Source organism: Pseudorhizobium sp. NPDC055634 (assembly GCF_053618655.1).
Window position 1 is genome coordinate 239,010 of sequence record NZ_JBSHHW010000004.1, and the last position, 16,732, is coordinate 255,741.

The following is a 16,732-nucleotide window of genomic DNA, read 5'->3' on the forward strand; positions in this document are numbered from 1 at the left end:
CTTCAGTAACGAATACGGTGGCAGAGGGTGTCCGGATCGGCGAGGATCCTCGGATAGGCGCTTTCGAGGTCCGGGAAGGCGGTCTCGCCGGAGATCAGCGCGTCGAGGCGCGCGTCGAGAAGAAGGTCGAGCGCCTTGGCGAGGCGGCGGCCGGTAGTCCAGCGCGCACGCCGGGATGGCGGCACCGAACCCACCTGCGAACTGGCAAGCGTCAGCCTGCGTGCGTGAAAAGCGCCGCCGAGCGGAATGCTGGCGCGTTCGTTTCCGTGCCAGCTGGCCTCCACGATGCGGGCCTCCTGTCCCGCAAGATCGATCGCCTGCGAGAGGGCCTCGGCCGATCCCGACGCATTCACCAGCACGTCGAATTCTCCTGGCACGACGTTGCCGGTCGAGAAGTCGAGGTCGAGACGCGCCGCAAGCGCCCGCCGCGCGGGATTGGGATCGATCAGCAGGGGCTCCGTTCCGCAAATTCGCGATGCGAGGTGGGCGACGAGGCTGCCGATCACGCCCGCCCCGAAGATCGCGACACGGTCGCCCGGCATCACTCCTGCATCCCACACGATATTGAGGACGGTCTCCATGTTGGCGGCCAACACCGCGCGTTCCGGCGGCAGGCCGTCGGGCAGCACGATCAGTTCGGAAGCGGCGGCGGTGAAGAGATCCTGATGCGGATGAAGGCAGAAGACGAGCTTTCCCGAAAGCGCGCCGTCTCCGTCCTCGACCCTACCGACCGTCGAATAGCCGTACTTGACGGGAAAGGGGAACTCGCCGCCCATGTGGGGCCCGCGCATGCGCTCGAACTCGCTCGCCGGCACACGGCCGTTGAAGACGAGGTTTTCCGTGCCCCGGCTGATGCCGCTGAAGAGCGCGCGCACGAGCACCTCCCCTTGGGCCGGTTCGGCAAGCGCCTCCGGCCTCAGTTCGCATGCGCCGGCGGAGCGGAACCAGAGGGCCCGGGCGATTTGCGTTTGCGCAACCTCCGCTGGGGAAGCACCGAGGTTCATTCCGTCTCTCCTCTCTCCAGACTGTCCCGGATCGGATGTCGCACAACCGTCACAAAACTCGGGACCCGAAACCGGCACTGGGGCGTTATCTTGTTCTGTGCAGTCGATCCGGCAAGGCGTCGGCGAACATCCGGCCGATGCCGAAGACGTGATTGATCCGGCGGAAGTCTCGACGCGTAAAGGCCTGCACCGGCCATTTCGGGAGGGTTATCGGCAATGTCATCCGACGATCAGGGTTTTGAGTTTGCCTCTGCCGCGGTTCAGGTGGAGCGTGTGGTCGCAGAACTGCGATACGGTCGACCGGTTCTTCTGGAGGACGGGCGGCGGACGCTGGCCGCCCTTGCGCTCGATAGCGCGGCGCCGGCCGTCTACGATCGGTTCGCCGCTGCCGTAGAGGCGCGGCACAGCCTCCTTCTGACGGCAAACCGGGCAATGCGTCTCATGCCGGGCGTCGATCGCGATATCGCCGTCCCGCTTGCCGGCGTCTCCTTCGACGAGGCGTCGCGCCTTGCCTACGCTCTCGGCCAGCCGGCACCCGACCGTTGGAGTCCGGCCGACCCGCTGACGAGCGTGTCAGTGGAACTTGCGCGGATGGCGCTCCTCTTGCCGGCCATGGTCTGCGCCGACGTGGGCGCGGCCGGACATCGCTTCGATGGATGCTGCAGGCTCGACCGGTCGCTGCTGGCGCCGGCCGGCAGCCAGCGACAGAAATTCCAGATCGTCGTGCGCACCCGCGTTCCGCTGAGGGATCTCGGCGATTGCGAGTTCGTGGTCTTTCGCGGAGGGCTTGCCCAGAAGGACCAGATCGCCATCGTCGTCGGCAGTCCCGACCCATCGCGGCCGGTCCCCGTCCGCATCCATTCCTCGTGCATTACCGGCGATCTCTGCGGCTCCCTCAAGTGCGACTGCGGAGACCAGCTGCGCAACGGCCTCGCCTCGATGAAGGCGGCGGGTGGAGGCGTGCTTCTCTATCTCGACCAGGAGGGAAGGGGCACGGGCATCGGCGCCAAGATGCGCGCCTACGGATACCAGCACCAGGGCCTCGATACCATCGATGCGGATGCCGAACTCGGCTATGATGTCGATCATCGCCGCTATGAGGCAGCCGTTGCGATGCTGGAACTGCTGCAGATCGGCAAGGTCGTCCTGTTCACCAACAACCCGACCAAGATCGCCGCGCTTCGCAGTGCGGGGATCGAGGTGGAGAGCCGCGTGCCGGTGACGGGCGAGGTGACCATCGAAAACGTCGCCTATCTGCAGACAAAGAAGGAGCGCGCCGGCCATCTGCTGGATATCCGGGCGCTTCTGGCAGCGGAGTAGGACGAGATGCGATTGAAGCAGGCATTTGCATCGCACGTGTCCCCGACGGGCCCCGACCCGTCGCCCGCGCTGCGTTCCAGCGCGCTGGCGGTGCTCGGCAGCGTGTTCGTAGTCGCGGTCGCCGCCTATTCGGCGATAGCGCTTCACCTCTCTCTCGGTCGTGCCACCGTCATCGCGGCGACCCTCGTTCTTCTGCTCATCTTCGCCTTCGTGGTGGCAGGCCTGCACCATCACCGCTTCGAAAGCTTCGGCCTCGCCAATACGGTCACCGCGATCCGATCGGCGATCGTCAGCCTGGTCGCTGCAGCGGTACTCATCCCGGACTTTCCCGGGGATACGTCCTGGGCGCTCGTGCTTCTCGCGACGGTTGCCCTCACGCTCGACGGGTTCGACGGATATCTCGCCCGGCTGCAGAGGCTGGAATCGGACCTCGGCGCGCGGTTCGACATGGAGGTCGATGCGCTCCTCATCCTCTGCCTCGCGGTGGCGGTCTTCCTGCTCGGCAAGGCGGGTGCCTGGGTCGTGATGATTGGCCTTCTGCGCTACGGCTTCATCCTGTCGCAGTATCTCATGCCTTCTCTCACCGCACCGCTTCCGCCCTCGCTGCGACGCAAGGCCGTCTGCGTGATCCAGGTGGCGACCCTCTGCCTGATCCTCGTCCCCGGGGTGGACGCTCCGGCTTCCGTCTGGATGGCCGCCGTCTCGCTTCTGTTGCTGATCTATTCGTTCGCGGTCGACTGCCTCTATCTCATGCGCCCCGGCGAGGGCGGCCGATGAGGGGCGCAGGCGGGTTCGATACCGCGATCGGCGTCGCCCGGTCGCTGGCGATCTATTACGGCCAGCCGTGGCGCCGGGCGCAGCTCAGGCGGTTCTACGCCGGGATCGTGAGGCCCGGCGATCTCGTCTTCGATATCGGCGCGCATGTGGGAAGCCGGAGCCGGACGCTTCTGTCCCTCGGCGCCAGGGTGGTGGCCGTCGAGCCGCAGCCCGTCTTCGCCGACATGATCGATCGGCATCTCTCCCGCCGGCTGGCGGGGTTCGAGCGCGTGGCGGTCGGGGCTGCCGAAGGCGAGGCGAGGCTTCGCATCTCGCGCCGCCATCCCACGGTCACGACGATTTCCGACCGCTTCATCCAAGGCGTCGGGACGGCGGCGGGCTTTCGCGATGTGTCGTGGGATCATGAGGTCGTCGTTCCCCTGACGACCCTCGACCGGCTGATCCGGGTCTACGGCGTCCCGGACTTCTGCAAGATCGACGTCGAGGGGGCGGAGGCGGACATCCTGCGGGGCCTTTCACGGCCAATTCGGCTCATCGCCTTCGAATACATCCCGGCGCTGCCGGAGATCGCCCGCGAAGCCGTGCGCTTGCTCGAAAGCCTCGGCCCCTACCGCTTCAACCGCGTGGTCGGCGAGACGCACCGTTTCGCCGATGGAGACTGGAAGGGCGCAAGGCAACTCCTCGCGGACCTTGATGCGCTCGAGCCGGACGATCGGTCAGGCGATATCTATGCGCGGTTGATGCCGTGAGTTCACCGGACGGCCGTCGTGCCCTGCCGCCATCCGCCGACAGCCGACGCGGCGTAGACGATGAGGCCGGGAAGGGCGGTTCCTGCCAGCGAGAAGGCACCATAGAGAAGACTTGCTGCAAGTCCCTGGGCGCTGGTGTAGCCGACGAGCGGCCAGAGCAGGGCCGCTGCCGCCTCCCGGCTTCCCCAGCCGCCGATGCCGATGGGCACCAGCATCGTCAGAAGGCAGAGCGGTATGATGGTGAAGGCGGCGGCCGCGGGCAGAGGCGCGCCGACTGCATCGGACGCGATCAGGAAGGTTGCGACATAGCCCGCGACGATCAGGATGCTCAGTCCCGCCTGGATCACGAAGGCGCCATCCTTCCAGAAGACAGCAGCGATATCCGGAAGATGACGTGCTCCCCAGGTCCTGAGCGGTCGGGAAAGCAGAACTGCGGCGATGATCGCCGCGACGATGGAAAGCGCTGCCAGCGCGACGGCCCGAAGGTCGAGACCGACATCGGCGGGCAGGCGCGGCGCCCAGGCGAGCAATCCGATGAATGTGAGCATGAAGAAGGCAAATTGACCCGACAGCCGCTCCATGACGACGGCCGCCGTGGCCCGCTTCCACCCGCCGGCCTCGCTGCCGCCGGTACGATACGCCCTTGTGGCGTCGCCCGCGATGCCGCCCGGCAGGGTCTGGTTGAGGATGCCGCCGAGGTAGTATTCCCGTATCGCCCGGCGCCGCGACATGGGGTGGCCGAGACGCCGCGCGGTAAAACGCCAGCGCAAGGCGGAGAGCACGATCTGGAACTGGACGACGACCAAAGCGGCGAGCGCGTGTCCCGGCGGGACGTCGGCAAGTGCATCGGCAAGCCGTTCCGGATCGACGGCGAGCACGAGGAGGGGCAGAAGCACGAGGGCCGCAGCCACGGCGGATCTCTTCAGCATGCGCATGGCTATCGGTTTCCTCGCTCGTCGTTCATGATCCGGCCCCGGCGCGGCGTCGCCTTTTTGAGTATACGCGCGGGAGGCACGTTCGGATGAGCGGAAGCGTGAGGATGGACGGGATAAATGGATGGCGGGCGGCGCTGGCGGTTGCCGTCTTCCTCGCCATCGCGCTCCTCGCCTGCCTCATGCCGGACACGCCGGGCGCCGCAGGCGGTGGCATTTCCCGCTTCCTCCGCCTGCCGGTCGAGATACCGCTGATTGCTCTGGCATTGCTGCTTCTGCCGCAAAGAATGGCGCTGGCCGTCGCGATCCTTTCGACCATCGTGGTCTTCTTCCTCTTTTTTCTCAAGATCGGCGATCTTGCCGTGCTTTCGGCCTTCCACCGCCGCTTCAACCCCTATCTCGACCTCAGGATGATCTTCGATGGCTGGAACCTCCTTTCCGGCTCCGTCGGCACGATCACCGCGGCCGTCGCGATCTGCTCGGCGTTCGCTGTCCTGGCGATCCTCGTTCTGGCCTTCCTCTGGGCCTGCATCCGGATGACGGGTCTTCCCCGCAATGCCCGAAGGGTCGCGGTTGCCGTCTTCTCGCTGCTCCTCGCGGCCGGTATCCTGTCGATGGCGCTGGATGCCCGGATGGGGGCGCAACCCGTCGCCCGGCTGCACGTGGCACCCTATCTCGGAGAGCGACTGTCGCTTGTCGCGAGTTCCGCGGCCGATATCCGCGCATTCGAAACGGAACTGGCGGATGAGGGTGAGGGGGCCGCTGCCGCTCCCGGATTCGAGCGGATCGCAGGCCGAGACGTCATCCTCGTCTTCATCGAATCCTATGGCCGGAGCGCGATCGAGGATGCCCGCTACGGCGGAATGATCGGTCCCCGCCTCGATGCCATCGAGAAGCAGCTTTCCGACGCCGGATTCGCGTCCGCCAGCGGCTGGACCGGATCGCCGACGGTCGGGGGGCTCAGCTGGCTTGCCCACGGCACGCTTCTTTCGGGCCTCAGGGTCGACAGCCAGGCGCGCTACGATCGGTTGATGACGAGCAGGCGGCCGAGCCTCAACCGGTTGTTCCGCGATGCCGGCTGGCGGACGGTCGCGGTCATGCCCGCAATCACCATGGATTGGCCCGAGTCGGCCTATTTCGGGTATGACGAGGTTCTGGCCGAGAAGGACCTCGGCTATCGCGGCAAGCCCTTCAACTGGGTCACGATGCCGGACCAGTACACCTTGTCAGCCTTCGAACGCCTCGCCCGACGGCCCGCTGGCGGTAGCGACAGACCCGTCATGGCGGAGATCGCGCTGATTTCCAGCCATGCCCCCTGGACGCCGGTACCCCGCCTCGTCGACTGGGACGAGGTCGGCGACGGGACGATCTTCGACGGGCATACCGAAAGCGGCGATCCGCCGGAAGTCGTGTGGGCGGACCAGGACCGGGTCCGCCGGCAATATGCCGCGACCCTCGACTACACGCTCGAGACGCTCGGTTCCTACATCGCAAATTTCGGCGAAGACGCCGTCTTCGTGCTCGTGGGAGACCATCAGCCCGCGGCCCTTATCACGGGGCCGGACGCGTCCCGGGACGTGCCCGTCCACATCGTCAGTCGTGACAAGGCGCTGGTCGAAAGTTTCATGAAGGACGGTTTTTCCGCCGGCATGACACCGTCCCCCGAGGCCCCGGCACCGCCGATGGACAGGTTACGGCAGATACTGATCGACAGGTTCAGCACGCCGGAGGCAGGCTGAGAAGCGATCAGCCGGCGGACCCTGCTTTTCCCCGGGCGATGAAATCGGGATTGGCGAACAGGGGGAAGCCGGCGTCCGACGTCCTTCCGTAGAGGAGGGGATTGCCGTCGAGCGTCGCGGTCGTGCCGCCTGCCGCGCGCAGCACCGCATCGCCGGCCGCGGTATCCCATTCCATCGTCCGGCCGAAGCGGGGGTAGATGTCGGCCTGCCCTTCCGCGACCAGGCCGAACTTCAGGGACGAGCCGATCCGGCAGGTCTCGGCGATCTGGTTGTCCTTAAGGAAGGCTTCCGTCTCCGGCGTGTTGTGTGACCGGCTGGCGACCGCGACCACGACGGGGCCGGCCTCGCGCACGTGGATCGGCTTGACTTCCCGGACGTCGAAATCCGGTCCGATCGCCAATCGGCAGGCCTTGTCGCCATTGCCCGTATAGGCAAGGCCGAGCGCGGGCGCGTAGACGACGCCGAGCACCGGCGCGCCATCCCGGATCAGGGCGATATTGACCGTGAATTCATCGCGGCGGGCGATGAACTCCTTCGTCCCGTCGAGTGGATCGACCAGGATGAACGGCCCGTCGCCGATCACCGGTATGCGGCCTGCGGCAACAGCTTCCTCGGCGACGACGGGAATCTCGGGAACGGCCTGCCGCAGCGCCGCGAGGATGATGCGTTCGGCCTGCTCGTCCGCTTCCGTCACGGGTGAACTGTCGGCCTTGTAGCTCGCCGTCGGTCCGGCCCGGTAGACGTCCATGATCGCGCGCCCGGCATCGAGTGCCGCGGATATGAAGACGTCGATCAGGCTTGTCGTGGTGGTGCCGGTTCCCAAGGCCTTCCCCGATTGGCATTGTCCTGCCGCGGGAGGGACCGGCGTCGGCCGGGATCCTCCCGCAGGCGTGTCACGATCCGGCGCGCGCCAGGTGAATGCGGGTCGCGTAAAGCGCGACGGCCGCGGCGTTCGATACGTTGAGCGACTTGATCTCGCCGGGCATGTCGAGGCGTGCGAGTGCCGTGACGGTCTCCCGGGTCTTCTGGCGCAGGCCCTTGCCTTCCGAGCCGAGGACCAGCGCAATCCTGTCGCCGGAAAGTGTTTCCTCCAGCGGCTGCGGCCCCTCCGAATCGAGGCCGACCGTCTGGAAGCCGAGCGCGTGAAGCTCGTTCAGGGCATCGGCAAGGTTGGTGACCTGGATATGGGGGATGAGCTCAAGGGCACCGGAGGCCGACTTCGCCAGGACGCCCGATTCCACCGGGCTGTGTCTCTGGGTGGTGACAAGCGCGCCCGCACCGAAGGCGACCGCCGAGCGCATGATCGCGCCGACATTGTGCGGATCGGTTACCTGGTCGAGCACGAGCAGGAGCGGGCTGTCCTTCAGCGCCTCGAGGCGCCGGACGGGCAGCGGTCGCGTCTCCAGCATGACGCCCTGGTGGATGGCATCGGGTCCCAGCGCCTTGTCGAGGTCCTGCGGCTGCACGAGGTCGACCGGGCAGGGAAGGGCGTTCACGTCTCCCGCCTCGAGGCGCGCGAGCGCGTTCTGCGTGACGGAGAGCCTGATGAGCTTCCGCTGCGGGTTGGCGAGTGCCGCCCGCACCGTATGCAGGCCGTAGAGGAAGACCTGGTCGGACTCCAGCTTGGGAGGTGTCCAGCCGGCGTCCTTACGGCGGTTCTTGCGCGGATCGGGGGTGGGGATTTCGCCGCGTTCGCGCTTCGCATCGCGCACCGCGCGCCGAAGATTGGCATAATGGGTGTCGCGCCCGGGCTTGTTGTCTTTGTCGTTCTTGCTCATGCGGCCTTATAGCCCCGGCTCGTTCCGGAGCATAGTCGTCACCCCGGAGATAAGCCTCGAACGAGGCGCGATTTTTTTCACGGAATTGACGTTAAACCCGTGTTGACAGACGGGCAGCAGGCCGTCATATACGCGGCGCAGATCGAAGCCCGGCGCATCGATCCGCGAGCTTGGTAACGATCCCGACGGATATGGAGGGATGCCCGAGTGGTTAAAGGGGACGGACTGTAAATCCGTTGGCTCAGCCTACGTTGGTTCAAATCCAACTCCCTCCACCATTCGTCACTGGATCGGCCGCCCCGCGGGTATAGCTCAATGGTAGAGCAGCAGCCTTCCAAGCTGAATACGCGGGTTCGATTCCCGCTACCCGCTCCAGCTTCCCGGCCCCTTAGCCATACCGCCTGCTCGTCTACGGCCATCGTCTACACGACCGATGGCTGGTCCATGCTGGACCTCAGCCTCTGGCTGTCGCTCGGCGGTCTCTCCACTACGAGGAGGGGCGGGCGGTCGCCTCTCTGACTCGGCGCCAAGCTGCTCGCATGGTAGGATGCCGGCTACGGCCGGCCGCTCGCCGGGAACCATGTGGCGGCATGGGTGGACTAAAAGAACGGCTACAGCGTGACGCAGAGATTGCATTCCGCTTGGCTATTTCGATAGCGGATTTGCATTATATCCTTGGCGAACCCGGTTGTGCTAATCCTCCCCGGCAAATTTTCTGTGACGAGAAGCAAAGCGTTCCCTTGTCATCCTGACTTCCCCAGGGCCAGCTGCGACAAACTCCGCTATAGGTAATTCATCATACTGATCCGGCGTCATCGCTTTTACTTGGTCCGAGACAATGGCATCGAGAACTGATATCCTTCGGTCGACCGTGTTTTGGGCGATCTGCACGAAGCGCTTGAGTTGGTGGATCCCCGATTGGTCGGGGCCGCCGTAAACGCTAACGAACTCACCTCTGGCGTAACCGTCACCTTGCTTCGCCATACCGACCACGGATTGGCGCATCGGCCCGAAGTTGTGGGCCGCGTATGCATCTCGCAAATCTTGCACCCACCGAAAGAAATCGCTCGCGCCAGGAAACTGGGCATACACAGTAGCGCTCTGGAGCTTTGGCTCAGTTTTTCCAAAGCAGCCAGTAAACTGCACTATTGCGTCGCGGAACAACGAGGCTGCCACAAAAGAATCCTCTTCCGTGGAGCGTCCGAAGCGAAGGCGCTCGTAGATTTGCAATGCTCGCATAGAATTCGCCAGCTCACCTCTAAACAAAAGAAATTCAGCCAGTTCGTTCGCCTCTTTTGTTTGAATTTTCCTCAAGGGTTCATTGTAAATCATAGAGTCCCCCATTTTAGAATGGCGACGAGATGTTAGAGCGGACACTGTGGCTAGTCGTAATAATGAATACAAGAATATTTGGCGACGCCAGTTTAGGTGAAAGCAGATGAGTTTTCCGTAAGGAAAATTTACGCTCTCCACCGTAGTAAAAACCTCTACAACGATGGCCGCATCTCCACGCGCAGATGATCCGGTTAGTTCGGGTCCGGCGTCTACGGTTTCATCGCCCGTTACGGGCCACTGACGTTCGGGGCGTCGAGTGCAAGCCCTTCGGCCTGATCAAGGTGTCGGATCTCGGAAGCAGGACCGGCACTGCGGCAGACGGCAGTTTCAGGCTGACGCTGGCTGCAAGCCCAAAAGAGAGCTCCCCCCGAAGTCCTGATCCAAGTCGACGCGAGGGCCGGCGACAGGCTGGACGCGGGCGTGAATTCCGATATGTTTGATCATATACAACGGGAGGATTGTCCATGATCGTGAAGCTTTCGGGATATGCGCGGGCCATGCTTCTGGCGTTTGCCCTGTTCGGTCTCGCGTGTTCGCAGGCTGCTGCACAGGAGCCGGTCACGGTTTTCGCAGCCGCCAGCATGAAGAATGCGCTTGATGCGGCGAACGCCGCATGGGTGAGCCAAGGTGGCCCGAAGGTGTCGGTTTCCTATGCGGCAAGCTCGGCGCTCGCCAGGCAGATCGAGGCCGGCGCACCGGCGGACATATACATTTCGGCCGACCGCGACTGGATGGACTATCTGGCCGAGCGCAAGCTCATCAAGGATGAAAGCAGGGTCGACCTGCTCGGCAACCGCCTCGTGCTGATCGGAACGCAGGGAGCGGCACCTGTGAAGATGGAGCCGGGCTTCGACCTCGCCGGCCTGCTTGCCGGCGGAAAGCTCGCCATGGCATCGCCCGATTCGGTACCGGCCGGGAAATACGGCAAGGCGGCGCTCGAAACGCTCGGCGTCTGGCCCTCGGTCGAGGCAAGCGTCGCGGGTGCGGAGAATGTCCGGGCGGCACTCCTCCTCGTCTCGCGTGGCGAGGCGCCGTTCGGGATCGTCTACCAGACCGATGCCGTGGCCGATCCCGGCGTCACCGTCGTCGCGACCTTCCCGGAGGACACGCATCCGCCGATCGTCTACCCGGTCGCCCTCGTTGCGAGTTCCGACAACCCGCAAGCCGGCGCCTATCTGGAATTCCTGAAATCGGAAAAGGCGAAGCCGCTGTTCGAGGCGCAGGGTTTCACTGTCCTTCACTAAAGGTAGGGCAGAAGGAGGAGGGGTGGGGCGCTCAGCTGTCCTCGTCGGTGTCTTCGGTGCTCGGGCGTCGCGCCGCCAGCAGCCAGCCGATGTCCGGCGCCAATGCCGCGAGGCATTCGCTTTCCATCGCCCGGAAGCGGGAGACGAGTTCCTCGCCGAAGGGCGTCAGCACCGCCCGGCCGCCCTGGCTTCCGCCCCGCTGCGTCGTCACCACCGGCTGCAGGAACATCCGGTTCATCTCGTCCACGAGGATCCACGCCCGCCGGTAGGACATCTCCATGGCGCGGCCTCCGGCGGAGATCGAGCCCTCTTCCCGGATATGCTCGAGAAGCTCGATCTTGCCGCGGCCCAGGCGGTGCCGGTCGGGGAAGTCGAGGCGCATCACGAGGCTCGGTGCGTTGGGTTCCATGCGAGACTTCATTTCGTTGCCCTGGATGACGGTTCGTCTCACCGTTAGCCGACCCTGCAGCGCCTGACCAGCCGGATGAACGAGGCGGCTTGCGGGCAAAGGCAGGTCGCCGCTTTCCGGGAAGGCCGGCCGAGCAGGCGCCAAGCAATTATGTCTTGCGCATCTTGACCGAAAGCCTTAAACGGCCACACCAAACCCGCGCGCCGGGTCCACATCAGTCCACAGGAAGCATTCAATGGCAAAGAGCAAGTTTGAGCGGACGAAGCCGCACGTCAACATCGGCACGATTGGTCACGTTGACCATGGCAAGACGTCGCTGACGGCAGCGATCACGAAGTACTTCGGCGAGTTCAAGGCGTATGACCAGATCGACGCCGCTCCTGAAGAGAAGGCGCGCGGCATCACCATTTCGACGGCGCACGTCGAGTACGAGACGCCTGCCCGTCACTACGCGCACGTCGACTGCCCCGGCCACGCCGACTACGTGAAGAACATGATCACCGGTGCTGCCCAGATGGACGGCGCGATCCTGGTCTGCTCGGCCGCTGACGGCCCGATGCCGCAGACGCGCGAGCACATCCTGCTGGCCCGCCAGGTCGGCGTTCCGGCGATCGTCGTGTTCCTCAACAAGGTCGACCAGGTTGACGATGCCGAGCTTCTCGAGCTGGTCGAGCTGGAAGTGCGCGAGCTTCTGTCGTCCTACGACTTCCCGGGCGACGACATTCCGGTGGTCAAGGGTTCGGCGCTTGCTGCTCTCGAAGATTCCGACAAGAAGATCGGCGAAGACGCGATCCGCGAACTGATGGCTGCCGTCGATGCCTACATCCCGACGCCTGAGCGTCCGATCGACCAGCCGTTCCTGATGCCGGTCGAAGACGTGTTCTCGATCTCGGGCCGCGGCACGGTTGCCACGGGTCGCGTCGAGCGCGGCATCATCAAGGTCGGTGAGGAAATCGAGATCGTCGGCATCCGCGCGACGTCGAAGACGACCTGCACGGGCGTCGAGATGTTCCGCAAGCTGCTCGACCAGGGCCAGGCCGGCGACAACATCGGCGCGCTGCTTCGCGGCGTGGACCGCAACGGCATCGAGCGCGGTCAGGTTCTGTGCAAGCCGGGTTCGGTCAAGCCGCACAAGAAGTTCAAGGCAGAAGCCTACATCCTGACGAAGGAAGAGGGCGGCCGTCATACGCCGTTCTTCACGAACTACCGTCCGCAGTTCTACTTCCGCACGACGGACGTGACGGGCATCGTGACGCTTCCGGAAGGCACGGAAATGGTCATGCCTGGCGACAACGTCACGGTTGACGTCGAGCTGATCGTTCCGATCGCGATGGAAGAAAAGCTGCGCTTCGCTATCCGCGAAGGCGGCCGTACCGTCGGCGCCGGCATCGTCGCCTCGATCATCGAATAACGGACTTTTCCCGCAAGGGATGAGGAAGCCCCCGCCGGCAACGGCGGGGGCTTTTTGCTATGCGCGGCGGGCGCCCGGCGTCGGTCTCCGGCCGGTGACAGCGCGTCGGCAAAGAAAGTCCGGGGCAGGGGATTTTTGCCGCGAATAATGCTTGTCATCGGCAGGCAAGTTGAATATTAAGCCGCCTGTCCCGGGGCACGATGCGCCATCGGGGCGGTGAAGGGGTATAGCTCAGTTGGTAGAGCGGCGGTCTCCAAAACCGCAGGTCGGGGGTTCGAGCCCCTCTGCCCCTGCCAGTCCTTCCGTTGCGCGAACTGTCGCGGCGTTGAAGGGCGAGCCTGCCGCTCATGCGGCCGGCGAAATTCATCGGGCATCGATTCCCTCTTGTAGAAGTGGGAATGGAAGTCTATGTAGGGAAAAACAGACACGCGGTGCGTGGGGCTGAACGAGATCAGCTTTACGTGCCGTAATGGCGTGGACATCGATGGCTTCCAAAACCAACCCAGTACAGTTTCTGCAGCAGGTTCGTTCCGAGGCTTCCAAGATCACGTGGCCGTCGCGCCGCGAGACATTGATCTCCACCGCGATGGTCCTCCTGATGGTTATCTTCGCTGCTCTGTTTTTCTTTGCTGCTGACCAGCTTATCGGCTGGCTGATCGGCCTTGTGCTGAACGTCGGCAATTGATTGTGGAGATGAAGATGGCGGCGCGTTGGTACATCGTCCACGCATATTCGAATTTTGAAAAGAAGGTTGCCGAGGACATCGAGAACAAGGCCCGCCAGAAGGGTCTTGATCATCTGTTCGAGAGAATCCTGGTGCCGACCGAGAAGGTTGTTGAGGTCCGTCGCGGCCGCAAGGTCGATTCCGAGCGCAAGTTCTTCCCCGGCTACGTGCTGGTGCGGGCGAACCTGACCGACGAGGCCTATCACCTGATCAAGAACACGCCGAAGGTCACCGGCTTCCTCGGTTCCGATTCGAAGCCGGTTCCGATTCCGGATTTCGAGGCCGAGCGCATCCTGGGCCAGGTCCAGGAAGGCGTCGAGCGTCCGAAGTCCTCGATCAGCTTCGAGATCGGCGAGCAGGTTCGCGTATCGGACGGTCCGTTCGCTTCGTTCAACGGCACCGTGCAGGATGTCGACGAGGAGCGTTCGCGCCTCAAGGTCGAGGTCTCGATCTTCGGTCGCGCCACTCCGGTGGAACTGGAATACGGTCAGGTCGAAAAGGTCTGATCGAAGGAGGGGTAACTCTCCGAACCGCGTGGGAGACGGCGGCCTGAAGCCGGGCCTCAACCGATCGAACCACGCAACCGCAGCCGCCGGCCCAGCCGGCAATCGTCGGCCGGGTCACCGGCCAGAGTAGAAAGGCAGAGAGAAATGGCTAAGAAAGTTGCAGGCCAGCTCAAGCTGCAGGTCAAGGCAGGATCGGCAAACCCGTCCCCGCCGATTGGCCCCGCACTTGGTCAGCGTGGCATTAACATCATGGAATTCTGCAAGGCGTTCAATGCCGCCACGCAGGAAATGGAAAAGGGGATGCCGATTCCGTGCGTCATCACCTATTACCAGGACAAGTCCTTCACCTTCGTCATGAAGCAGCCGCCGGTTACCTACTGGCTGAAGAAGGAAGCGAAGATCCAGTCCGGTTCCAAGACGCCCGGCAAGGGCGGCAAGGCCGGCACGATCACCAAGGCCCAGGTCCGTACGATCGCCGAAGCCAAGATGAAGGATCTCAACGCAGCCGACGTCGAAGGCGCAATGGCGATGGTCGAGGGCTCTGCCCGCTCCATGGGCCTGGAAGTGGTGGCTTGATCATGGCGAAGGTAGCAAAGCGCATTCAGAAGATCCGTGAAGGCATCGACCCGACCAAGCTGGTCGCGCTGTCCGATGCTGTTTCGCTGGTCAAGGAGCGGGCGATCGCGAAGTTCGACGAGACCATCGAGATCGCGATGAACCTCGGCGTTGATCCGCGTCATGCCGACCAGATGGTCCGCGGCGTCGTCAACCTGCCGAACGGCACGGGCCGTGATGTTCGCGTCGCCGTCTTCGCTCGCGGCGCCAAGGCCGACGAAGCCAAGGCTGCCGGTGCAGACATCGTCGGTGCGGAAGACCTGCTGGAAATCGTCCAGGGCGGCAAGATCGACTTCGATCGCTGCATCGCCACGCCGGACATGATGCCGCTCGTCGGTCGCCTCGGCAAGGTTCTCGGCCCCCGCGGCATGATGCCGAACCCGAAGGTCGGCACGGTCACGATGGACGTTGCGGGTGCCGTCAAGGCATCCAAGGGCGGCGCCGTCGAGTTCCGCGTCGAGAAGGCCGGTATCGTTCACGCCGGCATCGGCAAGGCTTCCTTCGACGCCAAGGCGCTCGAAGAGAACATCAAGGCCTTCGCTGACGCCGTCATCAAGGCGAAGCCCGCCGGTGCGAAGGGCAACTACGTCAAGCGCGTAGCGATCTCCTCGACCATGGGTCCGGGCGTCAAGATCGATCCGTCGACCGTAACGGCCTGATCGTCAAATTCCCGGGTCTTCCCGGGCTAGCAAGAATTCCCGGTCCTTCGGGGCCGGGAATGTCCAGGGAAACCTGGATTTCCTGTCCGAGATTGCAGGTGGTTCATCCTTAATCACTTTGCCTGCATGAGACGGGTAAGAACGGATTTCATCGCGGACGTCACGTCCCGATGTTCGGTTCGAGCCTTGTGTGCCTTGTGCCTGTAGCCGTGCGGCGACAGTGCGAGGGGACAGGATCCTCAAGCGTCGCTTGGGATCTTGATTGAAAGATCCCTTGGGGCAAAGGCAAACCGATGGGGCCTGCAGGATTGCGGTCCCGTCAACTGGAGACAGACAGTGGAAAGAGCGGAAAAGCGCGAATTTGTCACGGAGCTGAACGAAGTCTTCAAGGCTTCCGGTTCGGTTGTCGTGGCCCACTATGCTGGTGTCACAGTTGCGCAGATGAACGATTTTCGTTCGAAGATGCGCGCTGCTGGCGGCACCGTCAAAGTCGCGAAGAACCGTCTGGCCAAGATCGCTCTTCAGGGCACGGAGTCGGAAGGGATGTCGGACCTGTTCAAGGGTCAGACGCTCATCGCTTACAGCGATGACCCGATCATCGCTCCGAAGGTCGTCATGGATTTCGCCAAGACCAACGACAAGCTCGTTGTCATCGGCGGCACCATGGGTTCGACCGCGCTAAACGCGGAAGGCGTCAAGTCGCTTGCGACCCTGCCTTCGCTGGACGAACTGCGCGCGAAGCTGCTGGGTATGATTCAGACCCCGGCAACCCGTATCGCAGGCGTCGTACAGGCACCGGCAAGCCAGCTTGCCCGCGTTTTCGCAGCCTATGCCAAGAAGGACGAAGCCGCGTAAGGCGGTTTTTCGCTGTAGATATCAAACCAGTTCGAACCGAACACATAAGGAACTAGTAAAATGGCTGATCTCGCAAAGATCGTTGAAGACCTCTCCTCGCTGACCGTCCTGGAAGCTGCTGAGCTGTCCAAGATGCTCGAAGAAAAGTGGGGCGTTTCCGCCGCTGCTCCGGTAGCTGTTGCTGCCGCTGGTGGCGCTGCTGGCGCAGCTGCTCCGGCTGAAGAAGAAAAGACCGAGTTCGACGTCATCCTCACGGATGCCGGCGCCAACAAGATCAACGTCATCAAGGAAGTCCGCGGCATCACCGGCCTCGGCCTCAAGGAAGCCAAGGACCTCGTCGAAGGCGCTCCGAAGGCTGTCAAGGAAGGCGTTTCCAAGGCTGAAGCCGCTGACCTCAAGAAGAAGCTTGAGGATGCCGGCGCAAAGGTCGACGTCAAGTAATACGGAATACGGCGGGAGGGGACGAAAGTCCTCTCCCATCGCTCGTTCGTTGAACATATTACCCAAAAGCCCGTGAAACGGCTTTTGGGTAATGGGTTCTCAAGAGGATGGTCCCCGTCCGAGGCGACCGGCAATCCGGCCGGCGGCTCAGGAAGGGGGACGAGTTTGATACCCATGATCGACGGGGACCGACTGGCCAGCGAGTCCCGTCCGTTGCAGGCCCGGATGCATTTT

17 protein-coding genes, 3 tRNA genes and 1 pseudogene are annotated in these 16,732 nt (G+C 63.6%); 15 read left to right on the forward strand and 6 right to left on the reverse strand.

Annotation, left to right across the window (positions count from 1 at the left end; all coding sequences use genetic code 11):
• Nucleotides 1-2 precede the first annotated feature (2 nt).
• On the reverse strand, nucleotides 3-1,004 hold the full coding sequence (locus tag ACWGPT_RS08525; protein ID WP_452605167.1) for a zinc-dependent alcohol dehydrogenase: 1,002 nt from the start codon (nucleotides 1,002-1,004) through the stop codon (nucleotides 3-5).
• A 216-nt stretch (nucleotides 1,005-1,220) separates the two neighbouring features.
• Here ACWGPT_RS08525 and ribA point away from each other — a divergent pair, with 216 nt between their 5' ends.
• From ribA to ACWGPT_RS08540, 3 genes and pseudogenes are all read left to right on the forward strand, one after another.
• Nucleotides 1,221-2,324, forward strand: a complete 1,104-nt coding sequence (gene ribA / locus ACWGPT_RS08530; RefSeq protein WP_452605168.1) for a GTP cyclohydrolase II RibA — start codon at nucleotides 1,221-1,223, stop codon at nucleotides 2,322-2,324.
• A gap of 6 nt (nucleotides 2,325-2,330) precedes the next feature.
• A complete protein-coding gene (locus ACWGPT_RS08535) occupies nucleotides 2,331-3,101 on the forward strand; it encodes a CDP-alcohol phosphatidyltransferase family protein (protein WP_452605169.1) in 771 nt (256 codons plus the stop codon).
• Nucleotides 3,102-3,199: 98 nt separating this feature from the next.
• A pseudogene (locus ACWGPT_RS08540) lies at nucleotides 3,200-3,850 on the forward strand (FkbM family methyltransferase); the annotation flags it as partial.
• 2 nt (nucleotides 3,851-3,852) lie between these two features.
• Here ACWGPT_RS08540 and ACWGPT_RS08545 read toward each other — a convergent pair.
• Entirely contained in the window at nucleotides 3,853-4,785 is a 933-nt protein-coding gene (locus ACWGPT_RS08545; protein WP_452605170.1) for a lysylphosphatidylglycerol synthase transmembrane domain-containing protein, read from the reverse strand.
• An 86-nt stretch (nucleotides 4,786-4,871) separates the two neighbouring features.
• Here ACWGPT_RS08545 and ACWGPT_RS08550 point away from each other — a divergent pair, with 86 nt between their 5' ends.
• Nucleotides 4,872-6,521 carry a sulfatase gene (locus tag ACWGPT_RS08550; RefSeq protein WP_452605171.1) on the forward strand — a complete coding sequence of 550 codons (1,650 nt, stop codon included), beginning with the start codon at nucleotides 4,872-4,874 and terminating at the stop codon, nucleotides 6,519-6,521.
• A 7-nt stretch (nucleotides 6,522-6,528) separates the two neighbouring features.
• On the opposite strand, the gene cysQ is transcribed toward ACWGPT_RS08550, so the two are convergent.
• Both cysQ and rlmB read right to left on the reverse strand, forming a co-directional pair.
• On the reverse strand, nucleotides 6,529-7,344 hold the full coding sequence (gene cysQ / locus ACWGPT_RS08555; protein ID WP_452605172.1) for a 3'(2'),5'-bisphosphate nucleotidase CysQ: 816 nt from the start codon (nucleotides 7,342-7,344) through the stop codon (nucleotides 6,529-6,531).
• A 70-nt stretch (nucleotides 7,345-7,414) separates the two neighbouring features.
• Nucleotides 7,415-8,299 carry a 23S rRNA (guanosine(2251)-2'-O)-methyltransferase RlmB gene (gene rlmB / locus ACWGPT_RS08560; RefSeq protein ID WP_452605173.1) on the reverse strand — a complete coding sequence of 295 codons (885 nt, stop codon included), beginning with the start codon at nucleotides 8,297-8,299 and terminating at the stop codon, nucleotides 7,415-7,417.
• Between the two features lie 193 nt (nucleotides 8,300-8,492).
• Here rlmB and ACWGPT_RS08565 point away from each other — a divergent pair.
• Together ACWGPT_RS08565 and ACWGPT_RS08570 are read left to right on the forward strand one after the other, a co-directional pair.
• Nucleotides 8,493-8,577, forward strand: a tRNA-Tyr gene (locus tag ACWGPT_RS08565).
• A 23-nt stretch (nucleotides 8,578-8,600) separates the two neighbouring features.
• Nucleotides 8,601-8,674 (forward strand) — tRNA-Gly (locus ACWGPT_RS08570).
• A 318-nt stretch (nucleotides 8,675-8,992) separates the two neighbouring features.
• Here the strand turns inward: ACWGPT_RS08570 and ACWGPT_RS08575 are convergent.
• Nucleotides 8,993-9,631, reverse strand: coding sequence for a hypothetical protein (locus ACWGPT_RS08575; protein ID WP_452605174.1), 639 nt, complete (start codon nucleotides 9,629-9,631; stop codon nucleotides 8,993-8,995).
• A 500-nt stretch (nucleotides 9,632-10,131) separates the two neighbouring features.
• Here ACWGPT_RS08575 and modA point away from each other — a divergent pair, with 500 nt between their 5' ends.
• Complete coding sequence (gene modA, locus ACWGPT_RS08580) at nucleotides 10,132-10,878, forward strand: molybdate ABC transporter substrate-binding protein (protein ID WP_452605336.1); 747 nt, start codon at nucleotides 10,132-10,134, stop codon at nucleotides 10,876-10,878.
• 31 nt (nucleotides 10,879-10,909) lie between these two features.
• Here modA and ACWGPT_RS08585 read toward each other — a convergent pair whose 3' ends face one another.
• A complete protein-coding gene (locus ACWGPT_RS08585; protein ID WP_452605175.1) occupies nucleotides 10,910-11,287 on the reverse strand; it encodes a winged helix-turn-helix domain-containing protein in 378 nt (125 codons plus the stop codon).
• A 235-nt stretch (nucleotides 11,288-11,522) separates the two neighbouring features.
• On the opposite strand from ACWGPT_RS08585, the gene tuf reads away from it, so the two are divergent.
• The 8 genes from tuf (at nucleotide 11,523) to rplL (ending at nucleotide 16,498) form a co-directional block, all read left to right on the forward strand.
• Entirely contained in the window at nucleotides 11,523-12,698 is a 1,176-nt protein-coding gene (gene tuf / locus ACWGPT_RS08590) for an elongation factor Tu (protein WP_452605176.1), read from the forward strand.
• Between the two features lie 220 nt (nucleotides 12,699-12,918).
• Nucleotides 12,919-12,994, forward strand: a tRNA-Trp gene (locus ACWGPT_RS08595).
• Nucleotides 12,995-13,182: 188 nt separating this feature from the next.
• Nucleotides 13,183-13,383 carry a preprotein translocase subunit SecE gene (secE, locus tag ACWGPT_RS08600; protein WP_452605177.1) on the forward strand — a complete coding sequence of 67 codons (201 nt, stop codon included), beginning with the start codon at nucleotides 13,183-13,185 and terminating at the stop codon, nucleotides 13,381-13,383.
• Nucleotides 13,384-13,397: 14 nt separating this feature from the next.
• On the forward strand, nucleotides 13,398-13,928 hold the full coding sequence (nusG, locus tag ACWGPT_RS08605; RefSeq protein WP_052638093.1) for a transcription termination/antitermination protein NusG: 531 nt from the start codon (nucleotides 13,398-13,400) through the stop codon (nucleotides 13,926-13,928).
• 144 nt (nucleotides 13,929-14,072) lie between these two features.
• On the forward strand, nucleotides 14,073-14,504 hold the full coding sequence (rplK, locus tag ACWGPT_RS08610; protein WP_452605178.1) for a 50S ribosomal protein L11: 432 nt from the start codon (nucleotides 14,073-14,075) through the stop codon (nucleotides 14,502-14,504).
• Between the two features lie 2 nt (nucleotides 14,505-14,506).
• Nucleotides 14,507-15,202, forward strand: coding sequence for a 50S ribosomal protein L1 (rplA, locus tag ACWGPT_RS08615; protein WP_452605179.1), 696 nt, complete (start codon nucleotides 14,507-14,509; stop codon nucleotides 15,200-15,202).
• 336 nt (nucleotides 15,203-15,538) lie between these two features.
• A complete protein-coding gene (gene rplJ, locus ACWGPT_RS08620) occupies nucleotides 15,539-16,057 on the forward strand; it encodes a 50S ribosomal protein L10 (RefSeq protein WP_452605180.1) in 519 nt (172 codons plus the stop codon).
• A 60-nt stretch (nucleotides 16,058-16,117) separates the two neighbouring features.
• Nucleotides 16,118-16,498, forward strand: a complete 381-nt coding sequence (rplL, locus tag ACWGPT_RS08625) for a 50S ribosomal protein L7/L12 (RefSeq protein ID WP_247246402.1) — start codon at nucleotides 16,118-16,120, stop codon at nucleotides 16,496-16,498.
• The last annotated feature ends 234 nt before the right edge of the window (nucleotides 16,499-16,732 follow it).